Origin of the sequence: Paenibacillus sp. FSL R10-2199 (genome assembly GCF_038000235.1) — a bacterium.
Taxonomy (GTDB): domain Bacteria; phylum Bacillota; class Bacilli; order Paenibacillales; family Paenibacillaceae; genus Paenibacillus_AQ; species Paenibacillus_AQ phytohabitans.
The window spans coordinates 4,801,927-4,820,514 of the sequence record NZ_JBBOBO010000001.1; the positions used below are offsets into that span (position 1 = coordinate 4,801,927).

At 51.0% G+C, this 18,588-nt stretch carries 15 protein-coding genes; 10 read left to right on the top strand and 5 right to left on the bottom strand.

The features are described from left to right. Nucleotides 1-2 precede the first annotated feature (2 nt). The 5 genes from lpdA to NYE33_RS21190 all read left to right on the top strand — a co-directional run bounded on the left by lpdA (nucleotide 3) and on the right by NYE33_RS21190 (nucleotide 5,911). Nucleotides 3-1,415 carry a dihydrolipoyl dehydrogenase gene (lpdA, locus tag NYE33_RS21170; RefSeq protein WP_039299144.1) on the top strand — a complete coding sequence of 471 codons (1,413 nt, stop codon included), beginning with the start codon at nucleotides 3-5 and terminating at the stop codon, nucleotides 1,413-1,415. Between the two features lie 134 nt (nucleotides 1,416-1,549). Then, entirely contained in the window at nucleotides 1,550-2,524 is a 975-nt protein-coding gene (locus tag NYE33_RS21175) for a S66 family peptidase (protein ID WP_341067396.1), read from the top strand. 327 nt (nucleotides 2,525-2,851) lie between these two features. Beyond that, complete coding sequence (thyA, locus tag NYE33_RS21180) at nucleotides 2,852-3,646, top strand: thymidylate synthase (protein ID WP_042137834.1); 795 nt, start codon at nucleotides 2,852-2,854, stop codon at nucleotides 3,644-3,646. Nucleotides 3,647-3,695: 49 nt separating this feature from the next. After that, nucleotides 3,696-4,187, top strand: coding sequence for a dihydrofolate reductase (locus tag NYE33_RS21185; RefSeq protein WP_076243019.1), 492 nt, complete (start codon nucleotides 3,696-3,698; stop codon nucleotides 4,185-4,187). A 236-nt stretch (nucleotides 4,188-4,423) separates the two neighbouring features. Further along, nucleotides 4,424-5,911, top strand: coding sequence for a glutamate synthase subunit beta (locus NYE33_RS21190; protein WP_042137832.1), 1,488 nt, complete (start codon nucleotides 4,424-4,426; stop codon nucleotides 5,909-5,911). A 117-nt stretch (nucleotides 5,912-6,028) separates the two neighbouring features. Here NYE33_RS21190 and NYE33_RS21195 read toward each other — a convergent pair whose 3' ends face one another. Continuing rightward, nucleotides 6,029-8,029, bottom strand: coding sequence for a methyl-accepting chemotaxis protein (locus tag NYE33_RS21195; RefSeq protein ID WP_042137830.1), 2,001 nt, complete (start codon nucleotides 8,027-8,029; stop codon nucleotides 6,029-6,031). 268 nt (nucleotides 8,030-8,297) lie between these two features. On the opposite strand from NYE33_RS21195, the gene NYE33_RS21200 reads away from it, so the two are divergent. Next, complete coding sequence (locus NYE33_RS21200; RefSeq protein WP_156118653.1) at nucleotides 8,298-8,507, top strand: hypothetical protein; 210 nt, start codon at nucleotides 8,298-8,300, stop codon at nucleotides 8,505-8,507. A 100-nt stretch (nucleotides 8,508-8,607) separates the two neighbouring features. Next, a complete protein-coding gene (locus tag NYE33_RS21205; protein WP_341067398.1) occupies nucleotides 8,608-10,311 on the top strand; it encodes a proline--tRNA ligase in 1,704 nt (567 codons plus the stop codon). A gap of 400 nt (nucleotides 10,312-10,711) precedes the next feature. Here NYE33_RS21205 and NYE33_RS36560 read toward each other — a convergent pair whose 3' ends face one another. Continuing rightward, nucleotides 10,712-11,200, bottom strand: a complete 489-nt coding sequence (locus NYE33_RS36560; protein WP_042137826.1) for a DUF2569 family protein — start codon at nucleotides 11,198-11,200, stop codon at nucleotides 10,712-10,714. Between the two features lie 276 nt (nucleotides 11,201-11,476). On the opposite strand from NYE33_RS36560, the gene NYE33_RS21210 reads away from it, so the two are divergent. After that, complete coding sequence (locus NYE33_RS21210) at nucleotides 11,477-13,744, top strand: type IA DNA topoisomerase (protein ID WP_336103613.1); 2,268 nt, start codon at nucleotides 11,477-11,479, stop codon at nucleotides 13,742-13,744. A 76-nt stretch (nucleotides 13,745-13,820) separates the two neighbouring features. Here the strand turns inward: NYE33_RS21210 and NYE33_RS21215 are convergent, their stop codons facing one another. The 3 genes from NYE33_RS21215 to NYE33_RS21225 all read right to left on the bottom strand — a co-directional run bounded on the left by NYE33_RS21215 (nucleotide 13,821) and on the right by NYE33_RS21225 (nucleotide 16,443). Continuing rightward, entirely contained in the window at nucleotides 13,821-14,564 is a 744-nt protein-coding gene (locus NYE33_RS21215; RefSeq protein ID WP_336103614.1) for a DsbA family protein, read from the bottom strand. An 85-nt stretch (nucleotides 14,565-14,649) separates the two neighbouring features. Continuing rightward, on the bottom strand, nucleotides 14,650-15,402 hold the full coding sequence (locus NYE33_RS21220; RefSeq protein WP_042137820.1) for an HAD family hydrolase: 753 nt from the start codon (nucleotides 15,400-15,402) through the stop codon (nucleotides 14,650-14,652). 123 nt (nucleotides 15,403-15,525) lie between these two features. Continuing rightward, nucleotides 15,526-16,443 (bottom strand): ArsR/SmtB family transcription factor, encoded by a 918-nt coding sequence (locus tag NYE33_RS21225; RefSeq protein ID WP_336103621.1) that lies wholly within the window; start codon nucleotides 16,441-16,443, stop codon nucleotides 15,526-15,528. A 182-nt stretch (nucleotides 16,444-16,625) separates the two neighbouring features. Here NYE33_RS21225 and NYE33_RS21230 point away from each other — a divergent pair, with 182 nt between their 5' ends. Both NYE33_RS21230 and NYE33_RS21235 read left to right on the top strand, forming a co-directional pair. Continuing rightward, the gene (locus NYE33_RS21230) at nucleotides 16,626-17,762 is read left to right on the top strand and encodes an MFS transporter (protein ID WP_042141254.1); all 1,137 of its coding nucleotides are present in this window, start codon (nucleotides 16,626-16,628) and stop codon (nucleotides 17,760-17,762) included. 89 nt (nucleotides 17,763-17,851) lie between these two features. Next, nucleotides 17,852-18,577 carry a phosphonate ABC transporter ATP-binding protein gene (locus tag NYE33_RS21235; RefSeq protein WP_042137817.1) on the top strand — a complete coding sequence of 242 codons (726 nt, stop codon included), beginning with the start codon at nucleotides 17,852-17,854 and terminating at the stop codon, nucleotides 18,575-18,577. The last annotated feature ends 11 nt before the right edge of the window (nucleotides 18,578-18,588 follow it).

Genomic DNA, 18,588 nt, shown 5'->3' on the forward strand with positions numbered 1-18,588 from the left:
AAATGGTAGTCGGAGACGCTTCAATCGAAATCGACACATTGGTAATTGGTGCAGGTCCCGGCGGGTATGTGGCGGCAATTCGTGCCGCCCAGCTCGGCCAAAAGGTAATCATTGTAGATAAATCGGAACTCGGCGGCGTGTGCTTGAACCGAGGCTGTATTCCTTCCAAGGCGCTGATCTCTGCAGCTCATCAATTCGAGGCTGCTCAGCACGGCGAAGTATTCGGTGTTACTGCCGAGAACGTCAAAGTGGACTGGGCCAAAACCCAGGAGTTCAAAAACGGCGTTGTCAAAAGAATGACTTCAGGGGTAACCAGCCTGATGAAAGGCAACAAAATTGAAGTATTCAGCGGTGAAGCTATGTTCATCAGCACAAACGAAGCCCGTTTGTTCAATGATCATGAATCCCCGCGCTACAAATTCAATAACTGCATCATCGCAACGGGCTCCCGTCCGATTGAACTGAAGCCTTTCCCGTTCGGCGGACGCATTCTGTCCTCGACTGAAGCACTTGATCTGCCGGAAATTCCGAAGAGCATGATTGTTATCGGCGGCGGCTATATTGGAGCAGAGCTTGGCCAGATGTACTCCAAATTCGGCACCAAAGTAACGATCATTGAAGGTCTGGACACTGTTCTGCCTGGCTTCGACAAAGACATGACCCGTCTGGTTGCCAAGAATATGGCGAAGACCGGTATTGAAATTGTGACTAACGCCAAAGCTGAAAGTGCTGTTCAGAACGACAAGGAAGTAACCGTGAAGTACTCCGTGGGCGGCGAGTCCAAAGAAGTGACTGCCGATTACCTGCTGGTTACTGTAGGACGTCGTCCTAACACTGACGGTGAACTGGGTCTGGATCTGATCGGTGTTGAGCTGGATGAACGCGGTCTGGTCAAAGTCGACCACCAGGGACGCACTAATATTCCTAATATCTTTGCCATCGGCGACATCGTTCCCGGTCTTGCTCTGGCACATAAGGCTTCTTACGAAGGTAAAATTGCTGCTGAAGCCATCTCCGGTCACAAATCGGTTGTTGACTACAAGGTTATGCCTGCAGTAGTGTTCACAGATCCTGAATGCTCCAGCGTAGGTCTGACTGAGAAAGAAGCGAAGGACAAGGGCTATGCTGTGAAGAGCGGCAAATTCCCGTTCGCAGGTAACGGCCGTGCCGTTTCCCTGAATGCTCCTGAAGGCTTCATCAAGATTGTGGCTAAGAGCGACAATAATCAGGTGCTCGGCGCGCAAATCGTCGGTATCGAAGCTTCCAACCTGATTGCTGAGCTGGGTCTGGCTATTGAAATGGGCGCTACGCTTGAAGATATCGCCCTGACGATCCACGCGCATCCAACCCTAGGCGAAATCGTCATGGAAGCGGCTGAGCTGGTAGAAGGACACCCGATTCACGTGATTAAATAATACCCTTACGCCTGCACGGGTAAGATCATAAGAGGATGTTTCCAAAGCCATGTAGAATGGTTAAGGGGACATCCTCTTTTCGATCGGCGGCAGAGGAGAGGGGCCGGTATTTTATTTTGACGGGGAGTGGGATCATGCAAGCTGCGAAATTAAAAACAGGGGACGAAATCAGAATTATATCACCGGCAAATAGCCTGGGGATCATAGCCAAAGATCAGCTCGAACATGCCACAAAACTGCTGGAGAAGCTTGGTTTTACGGTTTCTTTTGCCGGACATGCTTATGAACAAGATATCTTCGGCTCATCATCCGTTGCTTCCAGAGTAGAAGATATACATAATGCCTTCAGCGATCCCCAGGTCAAAGGAATATTGACAACCCTGGGCGGACATAACAGCAATCAGCTGCTGCGTGAACTTGATTATGACCTCATTGCGGCCAACCCCAAGCGGTTGTGCGGGTATTCAGATATTACTGTGCTGAGTAACGCAATATACGCCAAGACAGGCCTGCTCACCTATTCCGGACCCCATTTCTCCACTTTCAGCATGAAGCTCGGTAATGAGTATACTGTGGAGTGTTTCACGAAAATGATGATGGGTCATGAAGCCGTCACCGTAGAGCCCTCTGAACATTGGAGCGATGACGCTTGGTTTATAGATCAGGAGAACCGGGTTTTTGAAAAAAACAGCGGCCCTTATATCATTAACGAAGGCGAAACGGAGGGTACGCTGCTCGGCGGAAATCTGTGTACGCTCAGCCTGCTGCACGGAACGGAGTACATGCCGGATCTGGAAGGCTCGGTTCTGTTTCTGGAGGATGATTTCGAGGTCTATCCTGAAGTGTTTGACCGTGATCTGGTATCGCTGATTCAGCAGCCGGGGTTCTCAGGGGTCAAAGGACTGGCACTAGGCAGGTTTCAGCGGGGGGCGAGAATGAGCCGCGAGATCCTGCACACCATCATCAAATCCAAAAAGGAGCTGGAGGAGCTCCCCGTGATTGCTGATGTTAATTTTGGCCACGCATCGCCGATAATCACTTTTCCCATAGGAGGAAGAGCATCACTGCAAGCATTGCAGGAGAAGGTAGAGCTTAAGATATGGGAGTAGAGGAGGGCAGAGCATGATGAACAACGGGACAGAGCATGTGCTGGAGCTGCAGAGGGTGCTTAAGCAAATAATTACTAAACAGATTCCTGTACATGTTAGCTGTCTGCTCTTATCGCCGGATGAGTTGTAGTCTCAAGAGTAATCATCATATTTTAGTGCGGGAATTCCGCTAGTTAATTCCCTCTATTATCAGGATTAGGAAAAACTGCTTTTGTCAGTATTTGCTGTCCGCAGGAAATAACATTTTCTGCGCGCGAACAAGTTACAAGCACGGGCAGGTCATGGTAAACTGGTATAAGAAAAAAAGAGAGTGGGGTGCGATACTGCTTGCGTAATTACTTGGATTTATTGCAGGATATACTGGACAACGGTACAGCCAAAGGCGACCGGACCGGCACTGGCACAGTGTCTGTATTCGGGCGTCAGCTCCGCTTCGATCTGTCGAAGGGATTTCCGCTGATGACCACCAAACGCATCCATCTGAAATCGGTGGTGCATGAGCTGCTCTGGTTCCTCAAAGGGGATACCAATACTTCTTATCTGAAGGAGAATGGAGTCTCCATCTGGGATGAATGGGCAGATGAGAACGGTGAGCTGGGACCGGTATACGGTTCACAGTGGCGGGCCTGGGAGAGCAAGGACGGTCGCCATATCGACCAGATTGCAAATGTTATTGAGTCGATTAAGCATAATCCGGATTCGCGCCGTCATATCGTCAGTGCCTGGAATGTAGGCGAGATTGAGCAGATGAAGCTACCGCCATGCCATTTTGTGTTTCAGTTCTATGTAGCGGGCGGGAAGCTCTCCTGTATGCTTACCATGCGTTCTGTGGACACGTTCCTGGGGCTTCCTTTTAACATAGCCAGCTACGCGCTGCTCACCCATATGGTGGCCCAGCAGACAGGGCTTGAGGTTGGTGAATTTATCTGGTCAGGCGGCGATGTGCATATATATACAAATCATATGGAGCAAGTGGCCACACAGCTCGCGCGGGAGCCTTACGCATTGCCGAAGCTCAATATCCGCCGGGTGCCTGACAGTATTTTTGATTATACGTTTGAGGATTTCGAGTTTACCGACTATGTCCATCATCCGGGGATCAAAGCGCCGGTTGCTATATAACCCTGTCCGGAAACCTAATCTATGATTTCATGGAAAAGAGGGCATGAATATGAGTATCACCATGATTTGGGCGATGGCTTCGAATGGTGTGATTGGTAAGAATAACGATATGCCCTGGCATTTGCCGCTGGATTTCGCTTATTTCAAAGCAGAGACTCTCGGCAAAAGAATGCTGATGGGCCGTAAAACATGGGACTCTCTAGGCGGGAAGCCGCTTAAAGGCCGCACCAGCCTTATTCTGACCCGGGACCACAGCTTTGCGCCGGAAGGTGCGGAGGTTGTACACTCGTTGGAAGAAGCCCTGGCAGAAGGCCGTAAAGAGGATGAGCTGATGGTGATCGGCGGAGCTGAGATCTACAGCCTGATGCTGCCTCATGCAGATAAGCTGCTGGTCACGCGGATTTACGCGGATATTGCGGGCGATACGAAGTTTCCGGACGTCAACTGGAGCCAGTGGAACGAAATCTCAAGTACACTGGGGATTCGCAATGAACAGAATCCTTATGATTACCGTTTTTTTGTATATGAACGCAGGGAGTAACGAAAAAGCGTTTTCTCTGACACAAGATGTGAAATAGTACAAATAATCAGCAGATTAGTCCATTACAGTGTGAAAGTATTGAATGCTACTATAATTAAAATTAGAAATGATATTTCACTAGGTAGTATAAAATATGCAGGTTCTTCACCTACGCTGCATTAGATATATTTCTGCCGCAGGTATGTTATAGTGTACTATACATCAACACGAAGAGAACGGATGGGGGAAACGTAAATATGTCTACACCTACTGGATTTATGGAGTATAAGCGCCAGCTCCCAGGGGACCGGGATCCCGAGCAGCGCATCAAGGATTGGGAAGAGTTCCATGAGCATCTGACCGAGGACGAGCTTCGGACCCAGGGTGCCCGCTGTATGGATTGTGGAACACCTTATTGCCATACCGGCATAGATATGAGCGGCGGTACCTCGGGCTGTCCGGTGCATAATCTTATTCCGGAATGGAATAATCTTGTCTACCGGGGATTGTGGAAGGAAGCGCTGGAACGCCTGCACAAGACGAATAATTTCCCGGAATTTACGGGCAGCATCTGCCCTGCACCCTGTGAGGGTTCATGTACCGTCGGCCTGATTGGCCAGCCTGTCACCATTAAGACCATTGAGCTGGCAATTGTAGACAAAGGCTTTGAAGAGGGTTGGGTGGTACCGAACCCTCCGGAGAAACGCACAGGCAAACGGGTTGCCATTGTCGGCTCCGGACCGGCAGGTCTGGCGGCAGCAGCTCAGCTGAACAAAGCGGGCCATACTGTGACGGTCTTTGAACGCAGTGACCGCATCGGCGGCCTCCTGATGTATGGTATCCCTACCATGAAGCTGGACAAACGTGTCGTGCAGCGCCGTGTGGATCTGCTGGCAGCGGAAGGCATCCAGTTCGTAGTGAATACGGAAATCGGCAAGGATATTCCGGCACAGCAGCTGGTGGATGAATATGATGCCGTTGTACTCTGCGGCGGAGCGACCAAAGCCAGACGCTTCAATGTAGAAGGCAATGAGCTGAATGGCGTAATGTACGCTATGGATTACCTTAACGGTACGATTAAGAGCTATCTGAATTCCAATCTGGAGGATGGCAACTATGTATCGGCTGCCGGCAAGGATGTTATCGTACTTGGCGGCGGGGACACGGGTTCCGACTGCGTGGCTACCTCATTGCGTCACGGCTGCAGCAGTATTACACAGTTCGGTACGCATGACAAGGCGCCGCTGGAGCGCGATCCGATTGCTAACCCATGGCCGCAATTCCCTAATGTCTATACGCTGGATTATGCCCAGCAGGAAGCCAAGGCGGTCTTCGGTGAAGATCCCCGTGAATTCTCCATCATGACTACGAAGTTTGTAGGCGATGAAGAAGGCAACCTCAAGGAGCTGCACACCGTGCAAATCCGCCGTATGGTGGACGAGACCGGACGGAAGATTTACCAGCCGGTTCCGGGAACAGAGGCTGTCTATCCCGCTCAGCTTGCGCTGATCGCGATCGGCTTCGACGGACCGGAGCAGGATATTATTGAGGAGCTCAAGCTGGATACGGACCGCCGCAGTAATGTAAAGGCCCGTTACGGTAAATTCAACACCAATGTGGATAAAGTATTCGCAGCCGGAGATATGCGCCGTGGACAGAGTCTGGTGGTCTGGGCGATCAACGAAGGCCGTGAAGCGGCACGTGAAGTGGATAGATATCTGATGGGTTCGACCGTACTCGTCTAGATAATAAGACAATGAGTTTTTAGCCTTAATATAATAAAATGCACAAAAAAACCGTCATCCCAGCATTTGCTGAGTGACGGTTTTTTTGTGCTGCTATAGGACTGTAATCCGTGTGAACTAGTCCTCCAGCTTGAAGCGTTCGATCTTAAGCTGCAGTGCTGCGGCCATCTTGGACAGCTCGGTGGAGGAGGAGGAGATTTCCTCCATGGAGGCAAGCTGCTGCTCGGTAGCCGCTGTTACGCTCTGGAATGCATCTGAAGTCGAACGCGAGATGCCGGAAATTTCATGAACAGAAGCAGCTACCTCCTGCGCACCGGCAGACATTTGCTCGGTAATGGCCGAGATGTCATGCAGCTGGCTGTTGATTTTGGTCGTAGAGTGCTCAATACTGATAAACGCTTCCTTAGCTTCGGCTGTAACCTGAATGCCCAAATCTACATCTGCTGCAACCGTATGCCGGATGGCTTCATAGGTCTGATCAATCAGCCGGGTCATCTGCAGCAGGGTGTCCTGGATATCTCCGGCGGTATTCTTCGATTGATCCGCCAGCTTCCGTACCTCAGTGGCGACTACAGCGAATCCTCTGCCATGTTCTCCGGCCCGGGCGGCTTCGATTCCGGCGTTCAGCGACAACAGGTTAGTCTGCACGGCAATAGCTGTAATTGCGCTGCTCATAGCCGAGACTTCGGTGTTCAGGCCGTTTAATTGGCCGATCAGCTCCGAAGAATGGTGGGTGGAGGTACGGATGGCATCCATCTGCCGGCTGACCTGTTCGATCTTGAGGCTGCCGCTAAGCACGTCAGCTTCTGTATTGGCCGAAGAATCTACGATGGTGGCTGCAGCTTCTGCGATTTTTTGGATACCTGAGGACATTTCCTCCATCGCACGCGAGGTCTCAGCCATCGCTGAAGTCTGCGTTTCAGCACCTTCTGAAGATTCCTGCACGAGTCCGGTCACATAAGCAGTAGCTTTGGAGTTCTCCTCAGTCGTGGCTGTAAGCTGCTGGCTTGAAGAGGCAAGCTGTGCCGAAGTGTCTGAAATATCAGAAACGATACCGCGCAGAGAACCTACCATCAGATTATAATTCTCCGCCAGCTGGCCGATTTCGTCCGACCGGTTAATGTGAATCTGTTCGTTCAGATACCCTTCGCTCACCCGCTGCGCGGAACGGTTCAGACTGCGGATCGGATTCGTGATGGAGCGGATAATCAGGAACAATAAGGTCATGCTGACGATCAGAGACACAGCCAGTACAATTGCTCCTGTATTAATAATAGGCTGCGTCGCATCAGAGAATTCCTGGGTCGGAAGAATGCCGACAATCTTGAATCCGGTATTCGCATCGGTTGTATAGTAACCCCGCATATCCATGCCTGAATCCGGATTTGTATAGTCGAGATCTCCGCTTTCATTAACCAGCATCTCCACGACATAGTCTGCTACATCATCACCTGCAGCTTTTACGGGATGAGAGACGAACTTATGATTCCGGTCAACAATATAAAAATAGCCTGTTTCCCCTGGCGTGGTCTTGTTGATTTTCTCACTTAAGGCTTTCAGGTTAAGGCTGGTTGTAATCGCGCCCTGGCCATCCTTCAGCGTTTCCGAGATAAAGAGCGTATAGTTGCCGGTTGTTGCTGAGACAAAAGGGTCGATGATTGTGATTTTACCGGGATTCAGCAGGGTTGCCTTATACCAGTCTCTGGTGCGCGGATCATATTCCTGCTTCCCGGGATCGGGGGCTTTCATCCAGGCACCCTGATTATTGCCCACCGTTAAGATCTCCAGCTCGGGATGCGCCTTCATGAACAATTCAATCAGCGTACGCGTTTCCGGCGAATTTGCATCAATATCGGAAGAATTAATCTGCTGGCTTAGCAGATCTACATTTCGCATTGCGGCTGAAACATATTCGTTAATTGTACTTGCGACCAGATCCACACTGGAATGCGTGGCATCCTGCATTTTGATCTTCAATTGCTTGTTTGCACTGAAATAGGAGAAAGTACTTACGAGCAGGATGGGGATCACCAGCATAATACTGAATAGGATCATCATTTTTCTTTGCAGCGACCCTGACTTGGATTTTCGTTTAGAACGGTTGACGGATTTGGACATTGGAATGGTTCCCCCTCGGATACATGGAAATCGGCTTCTATATGAGAATGTAGCCGTTTCTTTGAATAACTCTACTCATATATTCGGTTTATCGACACAGTTTTTTCATATCTGAAGACGTCTGGAAAAAATATTTAATTGCATCATAGCTTTCCGCGAATGAAAGGGGATACATTTAACAAAAAGTAGTAGTTTATCCATTGGGATGTTTTTCAGTACGGGCTTGACGGGTACCGAAATATCGTATAGATTAAGTACAATATTTATAGTGTACAAAGCGTTGACCAAGGATCTATGTTTCCGTACCCGCCAGAACAGAGAGGGGATTCACCGGCTGAAAGGTCCCTCAAGTGCGCGTGAAGCATACCCTGCCTTGGAAGCTGCAGCTTATGGCGATATGTATAATGCTGCCGGCCCCGGCCGTTATCCGGATTTGAGGATCGCCAGGCTCTGTATGGCGGTTGAACCAGGGTGGTAACACGACGCATTCGTCCCTGACGGATGCGTCTTTTTTGCGTCCTTTTGGAGTTATTAAGCTGGGCACTAAAAATATTTATCGAAGAAAGAGGCTGATCACTATGCGCCAAACCAATCTATTCGTCACAACTCTCCGCGAAGCCCCTGCTGAAGCGGAAACGATGAGCCACCAGCTGCTGCTGCGCGCCGGATACATCCGCCAGCTGGCGGCAGGAGTGTATACATATATGCCGCTGGGGCGGAGGGTACTCCGCAAGATTGAGAACATTGTCAGGGAAGAGATGGATGCCTCTGGAGCACAAGAGCTGCTTATGCCTTCTCTGCAGCCCGCAGAGCTCTGGAAAGAATCGGACCGATATGACGTGTACGGTAAGGAGCTTATGAAGCTGCAGGACCGTCATGAACGGGAATTTGTGCTTGGACCTACCCATGAAGAGGTAGTGACAGCACTTGTAAGGGATGAAATTAACTCCTACCGACGCCTTCCCCTCACGGTGTATCAGATTCAGACGAAGTTCCGCGATGAACGACGTCCGCGTTCAGGGCTACTGCGGGGCAGGGAGTTCCTCATGAAGGATGCCTACTCTTTTGACACAGGCTGGGAAGGTCTCGATATGAACTATGAGCAGATGTACAATGCCTACGGGCGGATATTTAACCGCTGCGGTCTGACCTACCGGGCAGTGCAGGCCAATGCCGGGGCTATCGGCGGAAAAGGCCAGAATCACGAATTTATGGCTCTGTCAGAGATTGGAGAGGATACGGTTGCGGTCTGCTCCATCTGCGATTATGCCGCAAATCTGGAGCAGGCTGAAGTACGCGGGGGAGCCGCATTCGAGGAGCGGGATTACAGCGGCATTCCTGTTCCTGTAAAGTTCCACACGCCTAATCAGAAGACGATCCAGCAGCTGGAGCAGGAGAGCCGGATTAAACCGCAGGATATTATCAAGACACTGATCTACACCGGCGGCGGCCGGTCCTTTGCCGTGCTGGTGCGGGGAGATCATGAGGTCAATGAACTGAAGGTGGAGAAGTATCTGGGCTGCGGCGAAATCGCATTGGCTGAGTATGATAGTGTGCAGGCGGCGGCCGGAGTTGAGAGCGGCTTTGTCGGTCCGGCCGGATTGTCTTTAACCATCCTGGTTGACGCAGCCGTTGCCGGCATGACAGAGGCGGTCACGGGTGCCGGTGAAAAAGATTACCATCTGCGTGGCGTAGTACCTGGCCGCGATTTCACGCTTGCGCATGTTGGGGATTTCCGCAACGCTGCTGCAGGTGATATCTGTCCGGAGTGTGGCGAAGGGAAGCTGGTGTTTCATCAGGGGATTGAGGTAGGGCATGTCTTCAAGCTCGGCACAGTCTATAGTGAGAAGCTTGGTGCGACCTTCTTAGATACGGCCGGGCGGAGCCAGCCTATGGTGATGGGCTGCTATGGTATCGGAATTTCGCGGCTCCTGTCATCGGTCGCAGAGCAGAATCATGATAACCAGGGGCTGATCTGGCCGGCGGCCATAGCTCCTTATACGGTTCATATTCTGCTGATGTCCGTGAAGGATGAGGGCCAGCGTGAGGTTGCTGAAGCCTTGTACGCACAGCTCACCGCCATCGGCATTGAGACGCTGCTGGATGACCGGGATGAGCGGGCCGGGGTCAAGTTTAAGGATTCCGGGCTGATCGGTATTCTGGTTGCTCTGGTCGTGGGCAAGGGGGCAGCAGAGCAGAAGGTCGAATATATGGACCGCCGAGCCGGGACCAAAGAAATGATTGATATCAGTGAGGCTGTGGCGCGGGTGAGCGGGATCTAAGGTTTCTTGAGCGGGACATGGTACAAAGGCCGATTAAGGTTTCAATGGAACCTAATCGGCCTGTTGTATCTATCCAATATAAACAACTACCTCTGTACTCCGAAACGCAGCAGGCAGTTCTTCCACAAGCAGATGGGCATTTTCAAAGAAATATTCTTTATCGGTATCCTTTAATATAAAATCCTGCACGAAATACAACATTCCTCTCATTAAAATGGCGTAAATTTAAAAATGTTGCATGGAATGCAGCAATTCTCCGCCATTATGTGGCTAATCGGAACAATTCTTGTATTTTGTACAACAATCCACCAGCACGTCTGGGTATTTACGAATCAAAGCTGCACAACGTACAACATTTTGAATAACTCCGTTTGATTACCCATAACAAAAACTGTGTCTTTTACGCATATGTGTTTTTCACTCTTTTAGATATGAGTAAGTAAGGCAACCAGATCAGCATATAAGCCAATGAAGATATAACACCCTGATATATATTTATTTCTTCATAGAATTCCTCCGGCAAAAAATGAATACCCAGCAGCCAAAAAAGTGTTAAGCATTGAATAATGAAAGAGCTGATTATGTAAATTACAGATAACTTTTTGAACCATATACTATGCCTTATACAAAAATAGATAATGAATATAATCATAATACAGATGAACAAACTTAGGATGGTATCAACAATTAATGACGGATACAAGGATGAATTATAATATTCACTGTCTGGATCGGTGATTAGTTTGAATTCGTCAGAAATGATAATGGAGTAGTTATCAAGGGTACTTAATAGAAGTCTGATAAATTGTACGAACAAGCTAGCAGCAAACAGCACTAACCATCCGCCAAATCCTACATATGATTTTCTTGAAATGTTTTTATTCGCCATGAGTTCACCCTTAAGATCCGCATCGGCTGCAGGTTTTGCTGAATTTATGTAACTGAATTATATATCGCGAATAAATAGTGCGAAATGACATATTTAGATGTATCTATTGGAATGAGAAAATATTTATTGAACTGCGACTCAACCTGTGAGCTATAACCGCTAATTCCGCGGGTCTGAACTCAGTCTTCAAGTCAATACGTTAAAAAGTGGTGAAGTAATGGTATAATAGACTACTGGACGTATTTTGGAAGAACCATGGGTAAGGAGCGATTATTTTTGAAGACACTCATTATTGCGGAAAAACCGGACATGGGGCGGAATATCGCCGCCGCAATAGAACCGAAGGCCAAAAATTACCGTTCCTATCTGGAAGGGGAGCAGTACATTATCACCTGGGCGATCGGGCATCTGATTGGCCTGGCGGAGCCGGAAGCTTACGACAACAAATATAAAAAGTGGAACATTAATGATCTGCCGATCATTCCGGAGCAGTTCAAGCTGGTGCCGAATGCGCGGACGCTGGATCAGCTGAAGGTGATCGGAGAGCTGGCGAAGCGCAGCGACCTGCTGGTCAATTCCTGTGATGCCGGGCGCGAAGGGCAGCATATTTTCTCGCTAATCCAGCGCCATCTGGAGCTCAGCCAGCCGGTCAAGCGGCTGTGGATTTCTGACCTGACACCGGAAACGATCCGCAAAGGGTTCCAGGAGCTGAAGGACGGCTCGGAATACGAGAATCTGACCAAAGCGGCAAGGGCACGCAGTGAAGCGGATTGGCTGATCGGGATGAACGGTTCGCGGGCATTTACGACCAAGCACAATGTGCTGCTGTCTGTAGGGCGGGTGCAGACCCCCGTGCTTGCGCTGATTTATGACCGCCAGAAGACGATTGAGGCGTTCTCCTCGCTGAAGTTTTTTGAGGTGGAGGGGCATTTCAGCCAGAACGAACTGAACTACAAGGGAATGTGGCAGGGGGACCGGCTCACTGACGGTGCCCAAGCAGAAGCGCTTGCTGCCAAAGTGAAGGGCAAGCCTGCCAGAATTGAATCGTATGAGGTTAAGGAAACCAAGGAATATCCGAACAAGCTGTATGATTTGACGCTGCTGCAGCGTGAGGCGAACGGGAAATATGCATTTTCGGCCAAAAAAACGCTGGATATTGCCCAGGCGCTCTATGAAAAGCATAAAGTGATATCCTATCCGCGTACCAACTCCAACTACGTGACGGAGCAGAATATCCCGGAGATGCACAAGACGCTGTCGGCACTGCAGGGTACACAGTACGATGAATGGGTGAAGGGTGCCAACCGCAACCTGGTCCATAAAGGCAATAAGTTTATCTGTAACCCGTCCAAGGTTGAGGATCACCATGCCATTCTGCCGACGAACCGCAAGGCGAACGGACTGAGCGCGGATGAGGCCAAGCTGTACGACCTGATCGTCCGCCGGTTCCTCTCCCAGTTCTATCCGGCTGCTGAATACAAGGTGCATACCGTAATCACCGAGGTGGAGAATGAGAAGTTCAAAACCACCGTCAAGGAGCTGCTCAGCCTGGGCTGGAAGGTGATTTACGGAGACCAGAAGAAGGACAAGTCCAAACCGGCCAAAGGCAAGGGCAAGGAGGATGAGGAGGACGAGGAGGTTGAGGTGAACGAGCCGTTCTCGATCTCAACAACGGATGAGGTGATCTGCAGTGACGCCATCGTTAAGGAGAAGGATACCCAGCCGCCGAAGCATTACACGGAAGGGACTTTGCTCAAGGCGATGGAAAGCGCAGGCAAGCAGATTGAGGATGAGGAGCTCCGCGATGCCATGAAGGATTCGGGGCTCGGCACTCCGGCGACACGGGCAGCAACCATTGAGCGGCTGAAGAATGTCGGCTACGTGGAGATGCAGGGTAAAAAAATCGCCATCACCCAAAAGGGCCGGACGGCGATTGAGCTGATCCGCGGTGCGGGTGTGGAGCTGCTGACCTCTCCGGAAATGACCGGCCAGTGGGAGCGCCGCCTGAATGAAATTGCCCGCGGCACAGCCGCGGACGGCCAGTTCATGGAGAACGTCAAACGTTTCGCCTCCATGATCGTGGACAAGGTCCGGGTGCAGTCCCGTGCCGCCAAAACCTCCTTCGAAGGCGAAACCCCTTCGCTGAACGCCGGAGCCAAAGGACGCAGTGCGGGAGCTGCGCCCCGCAAAGCTGCGGACCGCAAAGCCGCCGACAAACCGGCTGTGGCAAGAAAACGCAGCGAGCCGGCTGCCGCGAAAGTAGATGATTCCGGGCCGAAGATAATCGGCAGCTGCCCGCGGCCCGGCTGCGGCGGGATGATCTTCATGGGCCGCAAGGGCTACGGCTGCTCCCATTACAAGGAAGGCTGCAAATTCGTGATCTGGAAAGAAAATCACGGCCGCACGCTCACCGACGCCCAGGTGAAAGCATTGATCGAGAAGGGCAAGACCGGCAAGCTGAAGCTGGCTGCCGAAGACGGCTCTCCGCTGGAAGGCAAGCTGGTGCTGACTAACATGGATACAGGACAGCTGGCTGTGGAATAATTCATAAATGAAAAAAGCGCCCCGGCCAGTTTTTCCCGGCCGGGGCGCTTTTTATATGCTTTTACAGGCTGTGAATTTACTTAGCTTCTTGCATTGCGCTGTCAATCGCAGCGCTTAAGCCTTCATAAGAGGAGTCCGGCAGCAGAACACCGTTCACCATGAACTTGGGCGTGCCGTTTACACCGTAAGCGCCGGCGATCTTGAAGTCTTCTTTTACATCGAACATATAGGTATGGTTCTTGACGTCCTGCTCGAACTGTCCGTAGTCGATGCCTTCGATGTTATCCTTAACGAATTTCAGGATGAACTTCTGCGTAGCCCAGATCTTGCTCTCATCCCCCTGATTGGCATAGAGCTTATGGACATATTCCCAGAACTTCTCGTTGCTCTGCTTGTATATGGCTTCACCTGCACTGGCGGCAAGATAAGAGTCCCGGTCAATAAAGGCAAAGTTCATGAAGAAGAACTGTACTTTTCCGGTATCCACGTAATCCTTGATGAACGTATCCAGATAGGTTGCGGTCCATTTTTTGCAGGCTGGACATTTGAAATCGGCAAACTCAATGATCTTCACCTTAGCATCTTCCTTGCCCAGATGAGGCTGTTTCTCATATTTCAGCCCGTCAACAACGATTGTTCCCTTCACATCTGTGTAATTGGGCAGGCCCTCGAGTTCGGCTGAACCGGATGACTTGCTGCCTGTAGTGATGAAGAACAGTAAAACCACCAGAAGAACCACAATGACAGCAAGCAACATGGGGAGCAGACGTTTGTTACCCGTGGAATTCTTGGAACTCTTAGATTTCATAGGTTTGTTCATTGCCTACCTCCTGCGCGGGATGAAAATCTACTCAAATAGTATAATCATACCCGCAGCAGGCTGCATATGTCATTTGTAACACCACTCAGCCGTGATGCTTGCGCAGGGCAGCCGAACGGATCACCGGCGGTACCTCATGAATTGCTGAAATGGTCATGACCGACTGCTGCATTTCACGCTGAAGCTCAATCAGGTTGTAGAGCCACTCATTCTGCTGCTTCAGATAGATGCTGTTAATGCCGGCAGTCAGCGCGGGAAGCACGTCCGTCCGCAGGGAGTTGCCGATCATCCAGGTTATTTTGCGGTCGAAATTGTAAGTAGTCAGGATATTCTCAAGCGCCTCCACATTCTTATGCTGGCGGATGTAGATCCGGTCATCGAAGTAGGCGTCCAGCTTCATTTGGGCGATTTTGCGCTGCTGGATGGAATCATCTCCGCCAGTGTATAGGTACAGGGAATGACCATCCTGCTTCAAGGTATCAAGGGTTTCCACCATACCCGGGTAGGCTTCAACCTCCTGATCATATACGCTCAGGCCGAGCTTCATCAGCTGCTGCTCCTCGAACGGATCGGTCTTGCGGTTAAATTTGGCGGCAAAATATCGGTATGTGGCAATCAGGGATTTCGGGAAATTATCGCTGGCCAGTCCGCTGGTGCTGACTGTTTCTACATCAATTTCTACCTGCTTGGTGCGGAACTCGCTCATGGTCGGTCCGTAATCACTGAACCAGTCCGACATAAGCTCGAAATACCGGCCTAGAATGAGGTCAAAATATTTGTTGCAGTGCACCAGGGTGTCGTCCAGATCGAAGATTACTTGTTGTGTCAAATATTTCATACTGCTCACTCCTAAATGTTTTGTGAGGAATCCTTCTATGATGTGCGCTTCGAACAAAACCTGCTCCGGAAGCATCCGCTTGGTTGTGTAAGTAAATACGCCTCGGCTGTAAATGTACAATTATTATATACGAATATAAGACTCCAGAAACATCTGAAGTTCAGCTGCGCCATCCGGCCGTATGCTGTAGCGTTCAGTGCCTTCACCGCGCAGATGTACGCGCAGCAGTCCGGCGACCCGCAGACTGAGCAGATGATGCATCAGCATCTCCCGCGACTGGTTCAGCTCGGACTGCATCTCCCACAGGGTCTTGGGCTCACCCGCCACAAAGCGGAGCAGTCTCAGCCGGGTCGGGTCGGAGAGGGCCTGGGTTAACCGGAGCAGCACTGTCGGCGGCTCCTCTTCATTCTCGGAGGGTACATCGACCGGATATTGTACAAGCATCAGATTCTTATAGAAGCAATAAGTATTGATCGGCCGGTTATGTACCGTAGGAAGCAGCACAATGGTCTTCAGCTCAGGAATATCTTCAATAACTACGCCGCCCGAGGCATATTCGATCAGCGGCACCATGTCCATTTTGCTCTCAAGCATTTTTTTCTCGGATGCGTCTTCAATCAGGAGCGGCAGGATCGTGTGTTCCACATGACGGAAATAATGCTCATACCACATCCGCAGCAGCGGGGTATAGCCGTTCTTGATCCGGGCACATTCCTCAAGTGTGAAGTTGTGGAAGAAGGGGGCGGTCCGCACCAGGCAATCCTCAACGGTAGAGGCTTCAAGCTCATTCAGGAACTGCAGTACTTTGGAAGCTTCCCCCCGGCTGTAAGCCCAGGCATAGAGCACATCATAGTCGTCAAAAGGCCACTCGGCAGCCTGCTTCAGCGCGGCCAGCTGCATCGGCGGGAACCGGCCGTCTATATCCCGAACCCAATCGGTGCCGATCTCCAGATTGGAAATCCATTTCTTCGTCACATATAGCATAAAACTGTCCAGCAGTTCATATACGGGTGATACATCAATTTCGAGTTCATACTTCATCAAGCCGGGTCACCTCCAGAAAATCCGTCACTTCTATATATTATCTCTTGTTTTGAAGAGGGTTGTCCACTATAATGTTCGGTGTTTGCCGCTCTGACGGCAGTTTTGATCACCGCTGAATTACATAGGAGGATTTATTCGTGTCCGATTCCAAATCTATACCGCTTGAGCACAGCAGCAAAATGAATTATATGATTCTGATTACCGTAATTATATTGGCAGGACTTAGCCAGGGGATGCTGCTGCCGGTATTATCCATTCTGCTCGAGCAAAAGGGTGTATCCTCCTCACTGAACGGATTAAATGCCGCAGCGCTATACGTAGGATCCTTCGCAATGACCCTGATTGCAGAGCGGGTACTTGGCGCCATCGGCTTCAAGAAGCTCATTGCCGCAGGCCTCAGTCTGGTGCTGGTGACACTGCTCCTGTTCCCGCTGCTTCCCGGGGTCAAGGTCTGGTTCGTGCTCCGGCTGCTTGTAGGCATAGGCGATTCAGCCATTAACTACGCCGCTCAGCTATGGGTGCTGCTGATGTCACCCGCCGAGCACCGCGGCCGCAATCTGTCCCTGTATGGAATGTCCTACGGACTGGGCTTCAGCCTGGGACCGCTGGGCATCATCCTGCTGCGCTTCGGCCCGTCCGCGCCGTTCCTGATTACCGCCGGACTGTTCGTGCTTGTCCTGCTGCTCGTTGCGGTCAAACTGCCGGATTCCCGTCCGCACCCGATAGACCATAGTGAAGGTCAGGCCAGACGGTTCGGACGAAGCTACAGGCTGGCCTGGTACGCACTGATCCCGGCACTGCTGTACGGATATATGGAAGCGAGCCTGAACAGTAACTTCCCTGTCTACGGACTGCGGATCGGCTTCAGTACGGATCAGATCGCAACGCTACTGCCGTTTGCCGGCATTGGCGGCCTGCTGCTGCAGCTGCCGCTTGGCATATGGAGCGACCGCTATGGCCGCAGAGCCATCCTGATTGCTTCGGGAGTAGGCGGAGGCCTTGCCTTCACACTGCTTCCGCTGGCCGGAGAGCATTTTCTGCTGAATCTGCTGCTCCTGATGATTGCCGGAGGCCTGGTAGGCTCCTTCTTCTCCCTTGGCCTGAGCTATGCCGCAGATATCCTGCCGCGCCATCTGCTTCCGGCGGCGAATGTTGTGTCTTCCTTCCATTATAGCCTTGGAAGTATCGCCGGACCCGGTGTCGGCGGGCTGCTGCTGCAATTCGGCTGGGGTGGCAGTGTATTCGCAGTAATGGGTGGTTTATATATTCTCTTCGGACTGACAGGCTTATTATTCTCGCCACGGAAGATAATTTGAGGTAAGATAAGAACGAATGCTCGCATGGAATTTGATCCCGCTTTCAGAGTACACTATAGAGTAGAGTTGAAGACAGGAGAGGCTGAACTATGATTACAGTTGAACATTTGGCCAAAGCGGTCGGGGAAGATAAAGCACCAGTTCTGCAGGATATCGGATTTCAATTAGAACCGGGTGAATTTGTGGTTATTCTGGGAGCCAGCGGAAGCGGAAAATCGACACTTCTGAAATGCCTGGCTCTGCGCGAGAAATGGGATAGAGGGAATTTCCGGGTAGACGGCAAGGACATCATGAAGAGCCCTTTTGCCGGCAAACGCAAAATCCGCCGCGAATGGGCCTATCTGGAGCAGAATGCGGAGCTGAATCCGAACCGTACGGCACTGAAGAACGTGCTGATCGGACAAGCCTCACAGACACCTCTGTGGCGGATGGCTACAGGAATGGTCCGCTCTGATGATTATATGGGGGCGATGGACCAGCTTGATCTGCTGGGTCTGCTGGACAAAGCAAAGATGAAGACGAGCCACCTCAGCGGCGGTGAACGTCAGCGTGTGGCTATCGCCCGCGCATTGGTTCACGGTGCTAAGGTTATACTTGCCGATGAACCTGTTACCGGTCTGGACCCCAAGACTGCGGAGAATGTGCTTGAAACGCTCCGTAAGCTGTGTAAGGAAACCGGATTAACTGTGATTACCGTACTGCCGATTGAACTGGCGGAACGTTTCGCCAGCCGGTTATGGGTACTGGAAGACGGAAGAATCAAACATGATGTGAAGGGGCGCCGGCTGACCTCACAGGAGCGGCTGCATCTGTGAAGCGGCAAGGT